The sequence below is a fragment of the Streptomyces sp. NPDC050485 genome (assembly GCF_044458185.1).
In the GTDB taxonomy this organism is placed as follows: domain Bacteria; phylum Actinomycetota; class Actinomycetes; order Streptomycetales; family Streptomycetaceae; genus Streptomyces.
The window spans coordinates 14,800-32,083 of sequence record NZ_JBITHR010000045.1 but is presented as its reverse complement, the minus strand read 5'-3'; the positions used below and the strand labels follow the sequence as shown (position 1 = coordinate 32,083).

Annotated in this window: 12 protein-coding genes and 1 pseudogene; 4 read left to right on the top strand and 9 right to left on the bottom strand. The window is 70.0% G+C overall.

Features of this window, described 5'->3' with window-relative positions; genetic code table 11:
• The coding region (locus ACIBK6_RS40315; protein WP_399058120.1) for a hypothetical protein at positions 1 to 238 on the bottom strand (238 nt) is incomplete at its 3' end.
• Between the two features lie 471 nt (positions 239 to 709).
• Here ACIBK6_RS40315 and ACIBK6_RS40310 point away from each other — a divergent pair.
• Positions 710 to 856 carry a hypothetical protein gene (locus ACIBK6_RS40310; RefSeq protein ID WP_399058118.1) on the top strand — a complete coding sequence of 49 codons (147 nt, stop codon included), beginning with the start codon at positions 710 to 712 and terminating at the stop codon, positions 854 to 856.
• Between the two features lie 1,069 nt (positions 857 to 1,925).
• Here ACIBK6_RS40310 and ACIBK6_RS40305 read toward each other — a convergent pair.
• Together ACIBK6_RS40305 and ACIBK6_RS40300 are read right to left on the bottom strand one after the other, a co-directional pair.
• Positions 1,926 to 2,102: a hypothetical protein gene (locus ACIBK6_RS40305; protein ID WP_399058116.1), complete on the bottom strand. Its 177-nt coding sequence runs from the start codon at positions 2,100 to 2,102 to the stop codon at positions 1,926 to 1,928.
• A 147-nt stretch (positions 2,103 to 2,249) separates the two neighbouring features.
• Complete coding sequence (locus ACIBK6_RS40300) at positions 2,250 to 3,164, bottom strand: helicase associated domain-containing protein (RefSeq protein ID WP_399058114.1); 915 nt, start codon at positions 3,162 to 3,164, stop codon at positions 2,250 to 2,252.
• Between the two features lie 123 nt (positions 3,165 to 3,287).
• On the opposite strand from ACIBK6_RS40300, the gene ACIBK6_RS40295 reads away from it, so the two are divergent.
• The gene (locus ACIBK6_RS40295) at positions 3,288 to 3,527 is read left to right on the top strand and encodes a metallophosphoesterase (protein ID WP_399058112.1); all 240 of its coding nucleotides are present in this window, start codon (positions 3,288 to 3,290) and stop codon (positions 3,525 to 3,527) included.
• A gap of 18 nt (positions 3,528 to 3,545) precedes the next feature.
• A complete protein-coding gene (locus tag ACIBK6_RS40290; RefSeq protein WP_399058110.1) occupies positions 3,546 to 4,019 on the top strand; it encodes a phosphodiesterase in 474 nt (157 codons plus the stop codon).
• A 152-nt stretch (positions 4,020 to 4,171) separates the two neighbouring features.
• On the opposite strand, the pseudogene ACIBK6_RS40285 reads toward ACIBK6_RS40290, so the two are convergent.
• Positions 4,172 to 5,005 (bottom strand): annotated as a pseudogene (locus ACIBK6_RS40285) (helicase associated domain-containing protein); the annotation flags it as partial.
• 428 nt (positions 5,006 to 5,433) lie between these two features.
• On the opposite strand from ACIBK6_RS40285, the gene ACIBK6_RS40280 reads away from it, so the two are divergent.
• A complete protein-coding gene (locus tag ACIBK6_RS40280; protein ID WP_399058108.1) occupies positions 5,434 to 5,895 on the top strand; it encodes a nuclear transport factor 2 family protein in 462 nt (153 codons plus the stop codon).
• 263 nt (positions 5,896 to 6,158) lie between these two features.
• On the opposite strand, the gene ACIBK6_RS40275 is transcribed toward ACIBK6_RS40280, so the two are convergent.
• From ACIBK6_RS40275 to ACIBK6_RS40255, 5 genes are read right to left on the bottom strand one after another with little or no spacing between them, the layout of a single operon-like run.
• Positions 6,159 to 7,169 (bottom strand): SDR family oxidoreductase, encoded by a 1,011-nt coding sequence (locus ACIBK6_RS40275; protein WP_399058106.1) that lies wholly within the window; start codon positions 7,167 to 7,169, stop codon positions 6,159 to 6,161.
• Entirely contained in the window at positions 7,166 to 10,417 is a 3,252-nt protein-coding gene (locus ACIBK6_RS40270; protein ID WP_399058104.1) for a hypothetical protein, read from the bottom strand. Before ACIBK6_RS40270 ends, ACIBK6_RS40275 begins: the two co-directional genes overlap by 4 nt.
• The gene (locus ACIBK6_RS40265; protein WP_399058102.1) at positions 10,410 to 15,074 is read right to left on the bottom strand and encodes an SDR family oxidoreductase; all 4,665 of its coding nucleotides are present in this window, start codon (positions 15,072 to 15,074) and stop codon (positions 10,410 to 10,412) included. Before ACIBK6_RS40265 ends, ACIBK6_RS40270 begins: the two co-directional genes overlap by 8 nt.
• A gap of 9 nt (positions 15,075 to 15,083) precedes the next feature.
• Positions 15,084 to 16,607: a PfaD family polyunsaturated fatty acid/polyketide biosynthesis protein gene (locus tag ACIBK6_RS40260; RefSeq protein ID WP_399058100.1), complete on the bottom strand. Its 1,524-nt coding sequence runs from the start codon at positions 16,605 to 16,607 to the stop codon at positions 15,084 to 15,086.
• A gap of 3 nt (positions 16,608 to 16,610) precedes the next feature.
• Positions 16,611 to 17,219, bottom strand: a complete 609-nt coding sequence (locus ACIBK6_RS40255; protein ID WP_399058098.1) for an EF-hand domain-containing protein — start codon at positions 17,217 to 17,219, stop codon at positions 16,611 to 16,613.
• Between the last annotated feature and the right edge of the window lie 65 nt (positions 17,220 to 17,284).

Here is a 17,284-nt window from a genome sequence, read left to right as displayed (position 1 = left end):
ACACCTCGGACGGAGACCCGAAGACGATCAGCTTCCCCAAGTCCGAGGCGGCCCGCCTCGCCCCGGCCCACCGGCAGGCCGCCCGGCCGTACTGAGTCGCTGACTTCTGGCCGTTGCGGGCCGTGTCGATCAGGTTGCGGACCTGATCACCCGGCGTCTGGTCGTCCTTGCCCAGAGCGGCGGCGGCGCGGGCCTGGACGTGGACGCGGTGCGCGCCGTCGTCTGCCAGGCCGTGCACGACGTCCGTATCGCCCCCCGCCCGCCGTACCGGCCGGGGAGCTGGCCGCGGAGCCAGCCGCGCCGGACGCCGATCTGGTGGTCGATCCGTTTGTTGCCGAGGGCCGGCGGGTGGCCGAGGAGCTCACGGCGATGGCGCACGCCATGGGTGAGCTGATGCTCGAAGTCGCCGGCCTACCTTGGCGATGATGAGGCCGCCGACCGTCTCGCGTTGCTCTGCGAGCAGATCGGCGAACCCCTCGAACGCGGTCTCGTGTCCCGCCGCTACGTTCTGTCCGGTGACCGCTACGGGACCGTTCTGTAGCCATCGGGGGCCATCGCGTCGTTGAGGACTGCTTCGCGCTCGCCCGGTTTCATCGTGGTGAGCGCGGAAACCGCCGTTTGTTGTCCCCAACTCGTATGTGAGCCAGGTCACTTGTGGTGTGTTCCGGGGAGCGGACCGCCCTGTCCCCGGCGGCCCAGGATGTCTCCCATGACCTTTGACTTTGCGCGGCACATGGAAGAGATCGCTGCTTGGTACCGGGCGATCCTCACCGGTCTCTACCCCGATGGTCCCGACCGGGACGCGAAGGAAGTGGTCCTGATCCACCGCGACCAGTTCGCCCGGCTCGCTGAGTAGGATGCGACGCCGGCCGTAAGTGTGGCGGCGGTGCAGTGGAACCGGGCGGTACTCGTCCTAGCCGACGCCGAGCGCGATCTGGGACGGCCGGGCTGGCGGGGGGAGTGGACCGACGTGCACGAGTACTGCGTGCCCGGCAACGATATGGTCCTCGGCCCTTTCGGGCCGGAAGGGCCGTGAGGCGATGGTCCAACGCGCCTGAGTGCCCGAGGTCCCGGCAGTCGGCCCGGCCTGGCGGGGCCTTGAGTGTGCAGGGTCCCGGGGCTGGGTCGTTGGACCCCGGGACCCTGCGGGCACTTCAACCCTGGCCCCGGTTCAACGACCGTCCGCAGCCCGGGTCACCGCTCCCTGCACCCAGTCGATACCGGGCCTGGGGAACGCGTCCGGTGGGTCACGGCCGGGGTCACGGCGTCTGGCACGGCAACACACCAGCCGCCACACCCTCTGTTATCCCGACCCTGATCCACCGGACACCCCCTGGAACGAGAACCGTGCACAACAGGTCACACATTGCGCTCATTCGGGCCAGCACTGGTTTGTGGGGAGGCCGGGCGTCGTCGGGTGCTGGCCCGGCTGAGTGTCCGGGGCGAGGGGGAGCGCGGGACAGCGACGCAAGCGACCGTGGTGTGCAGGAGGCCGCCGACCGGGCTGGCCTGCCGGATAGCACACAAGGGGTCCCCGGCCACGTGACAACCGAGGACCCCTTGTGTGCTATCCGGCCCGTTCAACGACGGCCTGCGGGCCAGGTCACCCGGCTTCCCCCGTCCAGTCCAAGTCCAGTCCAGTCCGGTGCGGGCTCGGCGGGCTGCACCGTGCCGTCCCGGCCTTCGTGTAGATGTCGGACCGGTGGTGGCAGGCGCCTGGGAACCATCCGCGCCGGTGCGGGAGCGGGTGCAAGTGGTGGCCGATACGGTCGTAGTGGCGGCTCCGCTCCGTACGCAGGCGGAGCCGCCCCACCACGACCTGTCCCGGGTCACCGCGCCCTACGCCCAGTCGATACTGAGCTCGGCGAGCTGCGCGTCCGGCGGGTCGCTGTTCGCAGCGCCCGCCGGAAGGCTACGGCCCAGAACTACACCACCCCTGCCAGGACGGGGACGAGGGAGCCGAGGAGCTCGAAGAGGACGTCGGTAACGCCCTCGCCGCTGCTGGCCGTGTGGTCGGCGGCCAGAGCGGGGGCGGGAACGGCCAGGGCGATGACGCCCAGGGTGAGGGCTGCGGTGGTGGCGGCGCGGCGGAGGGTTTTCACAGGGGGACTCCTCGACAGGGCTGGTGGCCGGGCTGGATCGTGGGGGAGGCTGCCCCACTTGCTGAGAATCACGCCGCTGTCCGTGGGCGCACGGAGGCAGGCTGGGGGAGCCCCTTTAGGGGGCCAATGCGCCCGGGTCACCGTGCCTTACGCCCAGTCGAGTCCGAGCTCGGCGAGCCGTGCGAGCTGGGCACCGCTCAGCTTGTCCCGGCGGCTCTTCTGGTTCGAGATCCACACCCCCAGCCGCACCTCGTGGTCCTGGCCGTCGACGGTGATCTGTTCGGTGTGCTGACGCGGCACCACGGCCCGCTGCTCACGCTCGGCGTACTGGGCAAGCGCCGTCAGGCCCCGTTGGAACGCCGCGTTGCCCAGCCCCGCGCCGGGAGGGGCCCGTACGGCCGGTTGCACGCCCAGCTTGGCGAGCCGCTGCTGCTGTTCGGGATTGAGCCGGGCGAAGTCGCGCCGTTGGCGGGTGAGCCAGCGTCCGATGTCGTCACCGCGGTACGTCACCCCGGGCACGATGCCCTTCAACAGAGCCCCGTCCTTCAACAGGGCCTTCAGGCCGACGTGGTGGCGCTGCCAGTCCACTGTCCACCCGAGCTGGGCGGGGTTCCATTCCTTGTCGACTGCCGCGAGCTGCTCGGCACGCCGCTCGGCTCGTTTTGGGTCCTTGCCGAGTCCGCCGGGTTTGCGGATGTTGGTCAGCCACTGCCCGACCGGCTTGTCGAGCGCGGTGGCGTGCCGGGGCGCGGCCAGAGTGCCGGCCTCCGCGAAGTAGGCACGCGCAGCCGCGAGGTTCTCCGCGAACACCGCATCGGCGGTGTCCCACACGATCCCCAGCGCTTCCAGGTCCTTGGCCCGCTCCCCGCTCATCTGCCCGGCCCGCAAGGCGCGTCGCTGGTCGGACAGCCAACGGCCGAGCGGGCAGGCGCCTTCCAGGTGCTCGTAGGGCACCTCCAAGTCCCCTTCGCGCTCCTGGTAGCGGGCGGCGGCGTCGTAGCCACGCAGCCAGTCCTGTTTCTCCGGCTCGACCACACGGAACTTGATGAACTTGGCGACCATCACAGGGTCTCGGGGGCCGCGTGTCGGAGGTCGGTTGTGGCCGGTTTCGCCGCTGCCGCGCCCTGTGTGCCGTCCCTACGATGACGGGCGGACAGCGGACTTCCTTCGGATTGAGGATGGATCATGCCCGTTCTCGCGCACATCGGGAATCTCGGCCTCGATGGCACGCCCGGCCCGGCGGGGCGGGTGGGGCGGGTCGTGGACTACCTGCGGTTGCTGCCCCGCCGGCCAAATGCCCTGCTGGTGAGCGGTGATATCACCGCTCACGGGGATCCGGCCGCGTACGAGGAGGCGGCCGCCGTTCTCGACGTACCGTTCCCGGTGCTGTCGTGCCCGGGCAACCACGATGTCCGTGACGCCTAAGGCAAGGCGTTCCTCGGCTTGCCCGATGTGACCGGTCCGGTCAACGCGGTGCACATCATCGGCGGGGTCACCGTGCTGATGGCCGACTCGACGATCCCCGGACACGACGAAGGACGCCTCGCTCCCGCCACCCTCGACTGGATCACCGAAACCCTCAGCGGGCTGGCGCCCGACGCCCGGGCGGTCGTGGCCTTGCACCATTCGCCCGCCGTCATCCACGAGCCCGGCAAGGAGCACGACGGCCTGCGGCATCCCGAGGAACTCGCCGCTCTCCTGACCGGCGACCGCCGCGTCCTTGCGGTACTCACCGGCCACAAGTACGTTCCGATGGCTGCGGTGTTCGCCGGGCGCCCGCTGCTGGTGGCGCCGCCGATGACCTGGACCGGCCCGGTCGCCGACCACGATCGCCACGCCACCGCCCTCCCGCCGCAACTGGCCCTGCACTTCATCGACGACCGGAACCTGGCGACCCAGTTCCTCGTCCTGCCCTGACCCGCCCCCATCCCTGACCCCGAGCCGCGCGACTCAGGGGCTCCGCTATGGCGAGGTCCCTGAGCCGGTGCGCCTGCTGGGGTTGAGGCGACCGGTTCAACGGGTGCGGGGCCGGTGAGTTCCGGGTAAGGAGTCCGACTGCTGGTGCCGTGTCACGCCCAGTCCATCCCCAACTGTGTGAGTGCGTCCCGTTGTTCGGGGGTGAGTTTGTGGCGGCGGCTTTTGGTGTTGGAGACCCACACGCCCAGCTTCACGGTCACCGGCTCTGCCTCGCCGTCGACCGCGATCGGCTCGCTGTGGTCACGCGGCACCGGCCGGTCCGCACCCTCCCGTTCCACCCATTGCGTGAGGGCGGTCAGGCCGCGTTGGAATGCCTGCTGTGCCTTGGTCAGCCGCTTGGCCGCATGCTCGGCGGCCGGGGCGGGAGACGGCGCCTCAAGCGGCTGCACCCCCAGCTTGGTCAGCCGTTCCTGCTGTTCGGGCAGGAGCTGCGCCCAGGTGCTCGGCTGCTTCTGCCGCTCGAGCCACTTGCCCAGGTCGTCGCCCTCGAAGAGGACGCCGGGTTCGATGGCCGGGAGGATGCTGTCGGGTTCGTCGGCGGCGAGGTCGGTGAGGATGCGGTGGTGGCGTTGCCAGTCCAGGGGCCAGGGGCAGTTCCAGTCGGGGTCGATCGCAGTCAGCTGCTTCGCGCGTTCCGCCGCCCGTTCCGGGTCTTTGCCCAGGCCGTTTCTCTGTCCTTTCCGGCGGAGGTTGGCCATGTGTTCCCCGACCGGGGCCAGTTCGCTGTCGGTGTTGCCTCATACGGTGTCGCGCCTGGGGGCGAGGTGGCCGTGGGCGCGGTGATAAGAGCGCAGTACGGCGAGTTTCGTCTCCCAGGCTTCCTCGCCGGGCTCCCACACCATCCCGGCTTCGTCGAGCAGCTCCTTGCGGTGGTCGTCGAGTTCGCCCGCACGGTAGGTGCGCCGCTGCTGGTGGACCCACCTGCCCGTGGCCTCGGCCACGTCGAACAGCTCGCTGGTGGTGTGCCAGCTGATCACGAAGTGATCGACTGGGCCCGAGATCGGACCCTCCCGTTCCAGGTACACGCCGCCGTCGACGGTCTCCACCGCGAGCGGCAGCCCGGCCAGCCGCAGCGCCTGACAGATGCGCTCCACCAGGCACGCGGGCAGCAGTTGCTCCTCGGGGGTGAGCTTGCGATCCGGGTCGGACTCGTCCGCCTCGATGTCGAGCGCGCTCGTGTCGTCGGCCATGCTGCTCGGCCTGCCCTCAATTCCCCCCGGGCGAGGCGACGTTGGCCGGTTCGGCCCTCGGGAGCGCGGCGACGGTGGTCCTACCGTGGTAGCGATGCTCGTCCCCGTTTCCGGCGAGGGGCCGTGGCCGCCTTGCTGTTGCATCGAGCGAACTGGAGGCACGCGTGACTCCTCGCACGACTGTGAACCGAGAAGACGTCATTCGAAAGAACGTTGAGGTCGTAGCCGCCCACCTTGACCGTGAGGCCCGCGACATCGAGGCCGCGCTTGCTCTGTACACCGACGACGTGGTGTGGGAGGCCCCCTCCCGCGGTGTGATCCTGCGCGGAAAGGAACGGATCGCGGAAAACTATCGTGACCTGTTCGGGTGCCTGCACATCCACTCCACCACCCTCCTGCGGCAGATCGCCACGGAGGAGTGGGTTTTCAACGACAAGCTCCTGTCCGTCACGATCACCGGAGACCGGATCCCAGGTCTGGACTTTCCCGTCGGCATGAAGCTGTCCGTGCGCAAGCTCGGTGCCTTTCAGCTGCGCGATGGCCTGATCTGCCGGGAGATCTCTCACGAGTCCTGGCGGCCCGCCGGCAGCATCACCGACAACGACGACCTCCCGCCGGAAACCTGACCGGCATGCCGACAGCAGCACCGTAGGCCCCAGCTGGCTGCCCGTTCAGACCAGGCGGTGGCCATCTGGGCCGCTCAGCGCCGACGCGATCGAGGAGAGTCGGCCCGGGCCTGCATGCTTCCGAAGCGCAGCGCGATCACCCGCCAGAACTCTGGATGCGATGCCGCTCGGCGGGGTGCCCTGTCGGCGGTGGCCTCGGGGCCGGGGCGGTTCAGGCTCTCCCCACACCAGCCACGTGGCCAACGACTTCAACCTGAACAATTTCAGTGGAGTTCCCACCTCGCTCGGGGCAGTTCGGCCAGATAGTTGATCAAGTTGTGCAGAGCGGTCTCGCAGGACAGAGCTGTCGGTGCAGCTGGCCCGCCGGGGATCTTGCCGAGGGAGGTGGGGAAGGAGGCCGCGCCGTTGTAGGCGGTCATCAGTTTGGCGGCGTGCTGGATGACGCTGGGTGCGGCGAACGATGAACTGCGGACGAGCACGGCGTTGATGACCGTGTCGGCGACTGCGGGGTCTATCAACCGGGTGCGGAACACCGACTGGTCGAGGTCACGGAGTTCCTCGTCATGCGATGCGCGGGCGGCGAACGCGTCGCAGGCGATGTCGATGATGCGTTCCATCGGCAGCGCGGCGGGTCCGGCTGTGATCCAGCGGAGGCCGCGGGCGTTTTCGTCGCGGGCCAGTGCGGCAAGCGCGGCGGCGACGAGATTCTGGGCGACGAGGTCGAGGTGGGTGCCTGGGGTGCAGGGTAGAAAGGGAAGCTGCCCGGACAGTGCGAAGCCGAGCAGGTAGTGAAACGCCTGGAGGCGGGGGACCTCTCCGGTCAGGGAGTTGCCGATCACTGTGGAGATTCGGGCGATGCAGGCAGGCAGGCCCGATTCCTGGATGAGGATCTCGCCGGTGGCCTTGGAGGTGGCGTAGGCGTCGAAGGGGGTTCCGTCGCCTGCGCGGACGACGAAGGCGGTGGAGGCGTGCACGAGGCGCGCGCCGGCGTCCTCGGTGAACCGCAAGATGTGGCCGACGCCTCCTACATTGACCTTGTGCAGCTGCTCGGGCGGTGCAGTGAAGTTCACCGAAGCCGCGCAGTGTACGACGACATCGACTTTGGCCGCGAGGTCGCGGTAGTCGCGCGGGTGGAGCCCGAGCCAGGACTGGGTCACGTTGCCCCGGATGGCACCTGTGCCGACCGGCTTGTGGTGGGTGAGCGAGACGACGTCGTCCAGCTCGCTGAGCAGCGCCGAGCCGACCATGCCGGATGCTCCGGTGAGCAGGATCATGTGGTCCTCACCGTGGCGGAGTGGGTGTCCCAGCTGACGTTGTCGAGGTTGGTGACTTCGACGCTGCGCGGATGCACGCCACTGTGTCGGGCGATGTGCTCCTTGAGTGCGATGTGCGGTAGCCAGTCCGTCGCGCGAGTGGCGACGGGAAGGCCGTAGATCGCGTTGGCGGTCCCTGCAAGCGCGTCGATTTGTTCCACGTCCTGCCTGCGCAGCATGCCATCGGCCGTGGAGAGCAGCAGAGCGGGGTTGGGTTTGCCGTCGCGCAAGTAGGCGCGGCGTTCAGGACCGGAGACCTGGGCGAGCGGTCCGGCGGGGACAAGCATCTCGACGAGCTGGAACGCGACCAGGACGCGCTCGCCCTGGCACAGTTGCACATTGACCACGATGAGGTTCTCCGGCAGGACGCCGCCGAACCGGGCCTCCACCTCGATCTCGCCGCCGTCCGGCAGGGGGTCGAACACCACGAGTTCGGTGAGCAGGTGGGGGAACGCCAGCATGCCGTGTCCGGTATCCGGGGCCCATCGCCGGACGGCGTTGTGCGGAATGACGTGCAGAGCGGCGTCCAGCAGCCCTTGGTGGAGCAGACCCCGCGGCACCGAACCGCGCCTGGCGTCGAGCACGCCGCTGGAGCCTGCGCTGCCCATCCGCAGCGACGTCAGGTACTGGAAGCTCGGGCCGTGGAACAGGTCCGCCGACTCGTATGGGTCCGGCGCGTCCGCGCAGTGCGGCAGGGCTGGGAAGCGTTCCGGACGGGGTGGAACGTCGAAGCCGAGTGTCGCTGCAGCAGCCGGCACGAACCGCGACAGCGTACCGGCCTCATGCCATACCGCGAGACGCGCCGTATCCCCGAGACAGGTCAGCCGCAGCCGCGTCGGGCCCGTGACCGGCAGCCATCGCTGCATCCGAAGGTCGCGCAGCACCCGGACCTCGCGGCCGGCGCGGTCGCCGGCCGCTCGGGCCAGCAGATCGGCCGTCGACATCAGCGGTACGGCGGGAACTGTCCATGTGGGGCAGTGATCTGCCAGCCAGGTGTCGGACCGGGGGTCGAGCACCGTCTCGACGACCGTCGGTGAGTCCGGCTCCCCCGGCGTCACTCGCACGCGCAGGCGAGGCACGTGGTAAGCGCGGCGGCCGTCCACCCACAGCCATGCCTCGGCCTCGGCATGCCCGCCCTCGGTGCCCAGCACGACTGCCAGCACGTCCAGCTCGATCGTGACAAGTGAGTCCGCCGGTACCACCTGGCCGCGGTAGGTCCACGCCGCCGGCACGACCGGCTCGAACCGCAGCCCGTCGTCGACGCCGCGTTCGATGAGGAACCAGCACAACAGCTGGTACATCGCCTCCACGCCGAGCGAACCGGGTTGCACCGGGTCGTTGAAGAAATGCGGTGTGAAGTACCAGGCGTCGGCCCGCACATCGCATTCCGCTCGCAGGCGGCCGAGCCCTGCGCTGCCGCCGTCCGGCCAGTACCCGGTGATCCGGTCGAGCATCAGCAGCATCGGCCCGGGCAGCCGGGCCGAGTGACCGAAGAAGCGCCGGGGTCGTGACCTCAGGTCGATCACTGGACGATCACAAGGAAGGGCGAGCCGCGCGCGGTCGGCGTCCGTCACCGTCATCTCGCTGGGCGAGGCGAGTCGGGCAGCGGGAGTGAAGGCGAAGACCGCTGTACCGTCCAGCACCGGCACGCCGTCGGCCTCGCAACCGATGCGGAACGTCCCCAGTGCGGTGCCGTCCCAGCGGGCCAGCCCGAGCAGTTCCACTGTGGTGCGCAACATCCGTACGTCGGAGGGCACTTCACGGTTCGTCGCGAGATCGCCGTCGAGGTTGCGGACACAGATTTGCTCGTCGGAGGCGGTCCTGCCGTCCAAGTGTGCGGCAAGGAACCCGCATGGCTGCAGCGCGGCCTCCATCAGGGCGGCAATTGGCACGGTGCCGCTCTGCTCTCGGAACCATGCCTGCTCGGGCACGTCGTACTCGGCGACCAAGCGGCTGCCGGCCTGGGGGCTTCCCGGTGTGCCGGACACCTCGGCCACCCTGGTGATGAACAAGTACGGCGGTCCTGGCAGACGGTAGGAGTCGTCTCCGGCACCGGGGAAGACCTCGCTCATCGGGCCCCACGCGGCGGCGAGCATCGCGGCGTGGTCGTAGCGGACCTGGCCCACTGTCGCCGCGGCCGTATCGTGGTGGCCTCGCAGGCCGCTGAGTGCGCTGGGAGGCAGCGGGTCTCCGGTGCGCTGGACGGCGGGTGGGCCGAGGAGTCGCCAGTGCGGCAGGGGGGTGTCCTGGACGAGTCGTACGGCGAGCCGTTCGGCGCGCAGCACGACCCGGCCGTCGATCGTGCACACCGCGTCCGCGTGGACGGTCGTGTCCGTCGAGGACTGCACGGTGATGCTGTAGCGGGGCGTGTGCCCGGGCGTGTGGGCGAGCCAGCGGACCCGGGCGGGCTGGTCCGGTAGCGGCTCGAACCGCCAGCCGTCGCGGCGGATCGTGCAGCCGGTCGCGGCCAGGTGGAAGGCCAGCGCCTGGAAGCAGCCTTCCAGCAGCGCGGCCGGGACATGCCAGGTATCGGGTGGTGTCCGGCCGTCCGCGCACAGCGCGCGTGACCGGTCGAACGCGGTGATCTCGTGCAGCAGGAGTGTCCGGTGCGTGCCGATGCCGGGGCTGCGTACATGGGTGCGTGTCAGCTCCCATTCCTGGCCAGTGAAGCAGTCGGCCGGGCGTCCCTCGGCGAACGCTGTGACCGCCGCCGGTCCGAACGCGTCACCTACGTGTTCGGGCCCCCTGCCCAGGTCCAGGCCGGCGGACGTGGTGCCGTGCAGCGACAGTCGGCCGACGGTGCCCCCGTGGAAGGACGTCTCGGTGACGGTCAGCGAGTTCTGCAGTTGGTCGCCTGGGACGGGAAGCGGGCTGTGGAAGGTGAGCTCGCAGTCGAACGCGCCGTTCTGTCGTGGCAGCAGCGCCAGGACCTCCTGCAGTACCGCCCCGGCCATCATCCGGCCGGCCCTGTCGATGTACCAACCGCCGACCTCGACGTCGGTGCGGGCCGTGCGCGCTGGCCCCAGGGCGGCGGATGCGGGCGGACGTGGTGCCTGGAAATCGGCCTGCGCTGCGAGGAACCGCTCATGGAGGTCGGTGGCCAGGCGCAGTTGCTCGGAGACCACGGCAAGGGCATCGGTCGCCCCGGTCCAGTGCCGGTGCGACTGCGGAGGCCGAGGCATGATCTCGATACCGTCCACGTCATCCACGGGGCACCTCCCGCAGCCGCGCGAGCGCACGGCCGGCGGTGATGAACACTCGCGGGTCATGGGCAGGCGTGAGGATTTCCTCGGCAAAGGCGTGTGCACCGGCCTGGACCGGGATCAGGTCGATGCCACCGAGGCGGAAGACCTCAGCCAGCTCGGGGGTGACCATGCCGCCCTCCCATGGCCCCCACAGAACCGACCGGACCACCGCCTCGGGCCGCGCCAGCTGTTCTGCGACAAGCACGTGGTTGAGGGTCTCGTTGGCCATCGCGTAGTCGCACTGGCCGGCGTTGCCGGTCGCAGCCACCACCGACGAGAACGCGCACAACAGCCGCAATGGATCCTCCTGGGTGGCGGCCAGCAGTGCCCGCAGGCCGTCGACCTTGGTTCCGAAGACAAGGTCGAACTGTTCCTTCGTCTTGTGCTCCACCTGGCGGTCGGCCAGGACACCGGCCGCGTGCACGATCCCGGTGATCGGCCCCCACTGCGACCGGACGTCCGCGAGCGCTGCCCGCACCGCGCTCTCATCGCGCACGTCGGTGCGGAAGTAGCGGGCCTGGTCCAGCCCGTCGGTCCTGCCGTCGAGGCTGCGCCCGAGCAGGGCGAAGCGCGCGCGGTGGCGAGCACCGAGCGCGCGCAGGGCCGCGGCCGTGACGATGCCGGTTCCTCCGGACACGACGATCACGGGGTCCTGATCGAGATCGCCGTGGGCTGAGGGGTCAGGCGCGAGGTCGGGCACGTCGGCGAAGCCCAGTGTCCAGCGTGTCCTGTCCGCGGCGAGCGCGACGTCCAGGTCGGTGCCGCCCGCCAGGAGTTCGTCGACGATCGCCGCGGCAACCTCCTGTGCCGAGCGGGTGCCGCGCCCGCAATCGATGGCCTTGACCGAGGCCAGCGGCGACTCCCAGCGGATCGTGCGGGCGAGCGCGGCCAGGCCGCCGAGCCAGGGCCGCTGCGGGTTCCGGTGGCCGAATCCGCCACCGGTGTCCTGCACCGTCACGAAGGCGCCGCCCTCGACGCGCAGGCGGGGCGCGATGGCCTTCGCTGCGAGAAAGGCTTCCCGCTGGACGGCGAGAGCGTCGTCCACGGACGTGACGTCGGCGAGCCCGCCGAGGAACAACACGCTGGTGGTGGCCGCTGCGGTGATGTCTGCCGGGGTGCCGATCTCCGCGCGAACGCCGTGTTGGACGAGCAGCCGTACCGCCTGCTGAGCCACCCCCGTGCCGTCGGCGGTGACGAGCAGAGTTCCAAGGCCGCGCATCGGCGAGCCCGGTGCGGGCGTCTGTGTCAGCGTCGCCCTGTGCCGGAGAACCGTCCGGTCAGGGCCGGCCGCGGGCAGGGCTGGCGCGTCCAGCAGGGTGCGAAGGCGGTCTGCGACCTCGCCGACCGTGCGCAGTGTCAACAGCGGAGCGAGCTGCGCCCGGTCCAGGGTCTCCAGCTGCGGGATCAGCGGGCGCAGTGCCGCGAGCACCTGGGTTCGGGTGATCGAATCCAGGCCCAGGTCGGCCTCCAGCTCCATGTGCGGCGCGAGGATCTCCACCGGATATCCGGTCTTCTCGGCCATCACGGCCAGCACCAGTCTCTCCAACTCGTCCTTGTCGCCCGTCAGATGGGGGGCAGTGGCCTCGGCCGGTACAGGCACGGGGCTGCTCGGCAGGGGCGCGGTCGGGGGAGCGCCCGGTGCCGTGGCAGGGTCGTATGGGGGCGCAGGTGCGGGAACCGGCGCGGCCACGAAGGCCATAGGGGGCGCTGGTGAGGCCGACCACGACTTCATCGTGTCGATCGCCTTCTCGGCCATGCGCAGATAAGCCCCGTGCGCCCGGGCCACTTCCTGCTGGGCTTCCGCAACCGCGCGCAGCGTCTCGCCGTCCGTGGCGGAGAGGCTGGACAGCACGGGCGTCGGCGCGGCCGGTACGAAGTCCGCGTTCGGCGGGTAGAGCCTGCCGTAGTTGCCACCCCCGATGAGCACAGGCATCGCCGGCCGCGGGGGCTCGGGCCGGGCGGGGCCGGACCACAGTGCGGCGAAGTCGATGGGCACACCGAGCGTGCAGAGCCGTCCGAGCCCATCGAGCAGAGCGACCACGCCTCCCCTGCCCGCCCGGTCGAGGGTGACCAGGTGGATATCGGCGAGGGTCTGCCCGACCAGTCCGGTCAACGCGCCGCCCGGTCCCACCTCCACGAAGGTCCGCACCCCGTCGGCGTGCATCGCCCGCACCATATCGGTGAAACGGACGGGCGCGGCGAGGTGATCGGCGATCGCCTGCCGCACAGCGGAGGGCTCCACCGGATACACCCTGCCTGAGGCGTTCCCGTACACGTCCAGCAGAGGGGCCCGGATCGTCATGCCGGACAGGGACTCCAGCAGCGGCTCCGACGCCGACGCAACCAGCGGACTATGGAACCCCGCCGCAGTGTCGAGCCCGCGCACGGCCATTCCTGCCGCAGCGGCATGCTTGCGCACCAGCGCGCCCGCCTCGTCTGTTGCGGCCACGATGACCTGGTGCGGTGCGTTGTGACTGGCGATCCATGCTCCGCCAATTCCGTGCCGTGCCAAGAGCTCCGTCACCTCGCCGAAGCCGGCTTCCACGGCGATCATGACGCCGGACGCCCCGTGCATCAGCTCACCGCGCCGCGCGGCCAGTCGTAGCAGGGTGTCCTGGTCGAGCACGCGTGCCGCATGCAGGGCCACGAGTTCACCGAAGCTGTGCCCGGCCACGCAGTCCGGCCGGACGCCCACCGCATCGAGTACGGCCAACAGCGCGAGACTGTGGGCGGCAATCGCCGGCTGCGCCCACCTCGTGTCGGTGAGCTCCCGGCATTGCTGCTCTCGGCCGGCGTCGGTGAACGCCGGTCGGGGGAAGACGAGATGGGCTGCCTCGTGCCGGTTCCACACGGCGTGGGCCTGTGGAAAGTGCACCGCCAGGTCCGCTCCCATGCCGACGTACTGACTGCCTTGGCCAGGGAAGAGGAAGGCCGTCCGCCCCTGGGTGCGCCCGACTCCGAAGTGCACACCGGTGGGCGTCGAGAACGGGCGCGTACCGACGAGGCCGCGGGCCTGCTCCAGCTTCTCCGCGAGGTCCTCAGGGGACGACGTGACCATCGCCAACCGGAATTCGTCGTCGGCGCGGAAGGCGTCCTGGCTTCGCCGCGCGACCGCCGTCAGGCTGCCGGACAGGTCCAGGGCGAAGAGATCCTGCGGTGTTCCGGCGGACAGCACCACAAGTTCGGCCGGCCTCGCCTCACAGCGCACCGCCCGGTGACCGGCCTGCTCCTGGCCGGTGTACTCCTCAAGCGCGACATGGAAGTTCGAGCCGCCGAAGCCGAAGCTCGACACCGAGGCCCGCCGCGGATGGTCGGCTGCGTGGATCCACGGACGCGTCACCGTGTTGAGGTAGAAGGGGCTCTCCTCCAGTTGCAGCGCGGGGTTGGGGCGGCTGACCTTGATCGTCGGCGGTAGCACCTTGTGCTGGAGTGCCAGCGTTGCCTTGAGCAGCCCGGCCGCGCCCGCCGCCGCCTTGGTGTGCCCGATCTGGGACTTGACGGACCCCAGGGCGCACCACTGCCGGTCGGTACGGCCGCTCGCGTCGAACACCGCCCGCAGTGCAGCGATCTCGGCGGTGTCGCCGGCGGCCGTACCGGTACCGTGCGCCTCGACCAGACCGACTGTCTCCGGCCCGTACCCCGCGGTCGCGTAGGCACGGCGCAGGGCCAGCGCCTGCCCGGCGTCCAGCGGCGCGTAGACCGAGGTACCACTGCCGTCCGAGGACGAGCCGATGCCGCGGATCACGGCGTGCACACGGTCACCGTCGCGCTCGGCGTCGGCAAGACGTTTCAGCGCGAACATCGCGATGCCCTCACCCAGCATTGTGCCGTCCGCGTGCTCGTCAAACGGACGGCAGTCTCCGGTCGGTGACAGGGCCGGGGTCTTGCTGAAGCACAGGTACGTCATCGGGTCGCTGAGCGCGTCAACCCCGCCGGTGATCACCAGGTCCGAGCGGCCAAGCAGGAGGTCGTCGACCGCGACCGACAACGCGGCCAGCGAACTGGCACACGCCGCGTCCACGGTGAAGTTCCCGCCGTGCAGGTCGAACCGGTTCGCCACCCGGCCGGCTACGACGTTGCTCAGCAGCCCGGGAAACGTCGCCTCCTGCCAAGGCACCAAATAGGCGACGAACCGGTCGCAGACCGAGTCGGCATCCGCCTCGGACAGTCCGCTGTCGGTCAACACCCTGCGCAGTACCGGACGCCCGGTTCTGATGGCCATCTCACCCAGCAACTGCAGCGAAGCGCTGCCGAGGAACACGCCCGCCCGTTCCCCGTCGACCCGGCCGAGCCCGGCGTCACAGAGGCCGCTGAGCAAGCGCTCCGCGACGACGAGAGCCAACAGCTGAGCGGTGTCGGTCGCGGGCAGAGCTCGCGGCGGCACCCCGAACGCCATCGGGTCGAACTCGACCTCGGGCAGGAACGCCCCGCGCCGAGCATAGGTTTTGTCCGTCGCATGCGGGTCGGGATCATAGAAGTCCTCGACGAGCCAGCGGTCGGCTGGCACGTCGGACAGAAGGTCACGCCCCTCGATGACATTGCGCCAGAAGGCATCCACGTCGGGTGCGCCCGGCATGATCGCGCTGACGCCGACGATCGCGATCCGGTGATCCAAGCCCATAGCCTCTCCTCAAGCCAGCCTGCGGGGCCGGAAGTCGAACGCCTCGGCGGGAAGACGGACCCCGTACGTGCGGAGCTGGTGCACCCGGGTCAGTACTGCCGCACCCTGCAGCAGGTTCCGGGCGATCTGCGTGACAGTGCGCTGGCGCGGGTCGGCGAGGTGGCCGCCCGCCACCCAGCTGTTGAAGGCACCTGCTGCAGGGCTGCACCACAGCTGGTAGTCACTGCGGCGGCCGGGCTCACCCTGGACCGCCCAGGTGCTGGCGTTGCCCAGATACCAGCGGAACGTCAGCGCCATGCGGTGTCTGGGGTCCGCACCCGCCCTGGCGATCTCGGCGGGGTCGCGCTCCGACCAGTACTCCTCGGCCCGCTTCCATACCTCGTCCAGGGGCAGGCCGAAGATCTCACGCTCCAGCAACTCGCGTGTCGGCGCCGGAATCGACTCCAGTGACGGATGCTCGACGTACAGCTGGCGCAGCCGGGTCGCCCGAGCGGCGAACATGGTTCCCCGACGCAGCACCTGCACCTTCGCGCCGAGCTCGAACATGTCACTCGACGGCGCCATCGCCACGTCCGCCACTCCGGCCTGGGCAAGCATCGCCTTCGCCTCGTCACTGACGGCCGCCTCGACCGACATCTGGTTCACCGTGCCCGTCACGACGTACGCCGCGCCGAGCGCGTACGCCGCGGCCACCGCGCCCGGATCGCCGAGCCCACCCGCCGCGCCCACCCGCACCCCCGGGTTCTTGCGGCGCGCCAGCGCGAGGATGGTGGGCAGCACCGCAACCAGTGGACGGCCGTCGGTGTGCCCGCCGCTGTCCGCCTCCACCGTGATGTCGTCCGCCACCGGAATGCGGGCTGCCAGGCGCCCTTCCTCTTCGGTGAGTTGACCGCGCTCCACCAGCTGCCGCACCAACTGTGCGGGAGGGGGCGAGAGGAACAGTTCAGCGACTTCCGGCCGCGAGACCTTCGCGAACAGCGCGGTCCGCCGGGAAATCCGGCCCGTCGCGTCGGCACGCAGACCCGATGCCGCGCACCGCACCACGGCGGGCGTTATGTCCATGAACGCCGACACCGAGATCTTCGGTGCCCCGGCGCGGAGGAGAAGCTCCGCAACCGCGTTCTCCATCTGCAGATCGCCGGGGTGGTGGATGAGGTTGACTCCCCAGTTCCGCCGCCCTGCAAGGCCCTTGCGTAACCGGTCCAGAGCCTGGTCGAGCCGGGGCAGGCTCAACCCGGCCGCCCCGAAGAAGCCCAGCATCTCGTTCTGTGCCATCGCCTCGACCAGCTCGACGCTCGCGATGGCGTTCGCCATCTCCCCCGCGACGTAGGGAAAGCGAACACCGTGCACCTCCGTGAATGACCGGTCGCCCAGCCATTCCGGATACACGGCCGGCACCGTCCCGAGCACGGCGGGCCCCGGCCGGTCCGACAGTCCCAGCACCCCGTCGTGTTCGCGCGCAATCACGTGGACCTGCGTGGTGGCCCGCTGGGCCAGCTCGACCAGACCGATACCGGCGAAAACTCCGGTCACGTGTCAGGTACGCCCGAGCGCCCGGTTTCCCGGCGCCTTCGGGTCCAGGCTGATGACGAAATCGGTGACGGCCATAAGACACTCGGCGTAGCCGAGATAACCGTCTCCGTCGGCGTCCAGCACCCCCCACGCCTGTTCGGCATGCTTCTGGTCGATGCGCAGGACCTCGGTACCGAGCCGAATCGATTCCTCCCGGGAGATCCGCCCGTCATGGTCACTGTCGGACATCGCGAACGCCAGATTGGTGATCACACCGATGTACTGCAGTGTCTTGTCCGGAGTCTCCGCGACACTGTTCGCCATCACGGTGACGAACTGCTCCGCGTCGAGCCGCCTCACGTCCAGCACCCAGGCGGGCTTGATCACCAGCGCGTGCCAGATCCGGTTCACCGTGGCGACCATCTGTTGCGCCCGCGGCGAGTCGTTGCCATGTCCAGTCAGCCGCGCCAGCCGGTGCGCGAACTGCATCGTGTCCTCAGGGGTCACCACACCATCGCCGTCGTCGTCCAGGATCTCGAACATCCACAGCTGCTTGCGCCGCAGATACGGATCCTGCCCCGCCGCCACGCGCTCCGCCGCGGCGATCGTGATCGCCGCGGCAGGCTTGGCCATGGCCTCCGCCTCACCGAGCATTGCCGCGCTGGTTACAACGCCGGCCGTCAGGCCCGCTGTACCTC

Excerpts from the sequence above, each read along its gene's own strand:
- ACIBK6_RS40310 (WP_399058118.1), top strand. The coding sequence starts at position 710 with ATGACCTTTGACTTTGCGCGGCACATGGAAGAGATCGCTGCTTGGTAC.
- ACIBK6_RS40300 (WP_399058114.1), bottom strand. The coding sequence starts at position 3,164 with ATGGTCGCCAAGTTCATCAAGTTCCGTGTGGTCGAGCCGGAGAAACAG.
- ACIBK6_RS40295 (WP_399058112.1), top strand. The coding sequence starts at position 3,288 with ATGCCCGTTCTCGCGCACATCGGGAATCTCGGCCTCGATGGCACGCCC.
- ACIBK6_RS40275 (WP_399058106.1), bottom strand. The coding sequence starts at position 7,169 with ATGATCCTGCTCACCGGAGCATCCGGCATGGTCGGCTCGGCGCTGCTC.
- ACIBK6_RS40265 (WP_399058102.1), bottom strand. The coding sequence starts at position 15,074 with ATGGGCTTGGATCACCGGATCGCGATCGTCGGCGTCAGCGCGATCATG.
- ACIBK6_RS40255 (WP_399058098.1), bottom strand. The coding sequence starts at position 17,219 with ATGGCCAAGCCTGCCGCGGCGATCACGATCGCCGCGGCGGAGCGCGTG.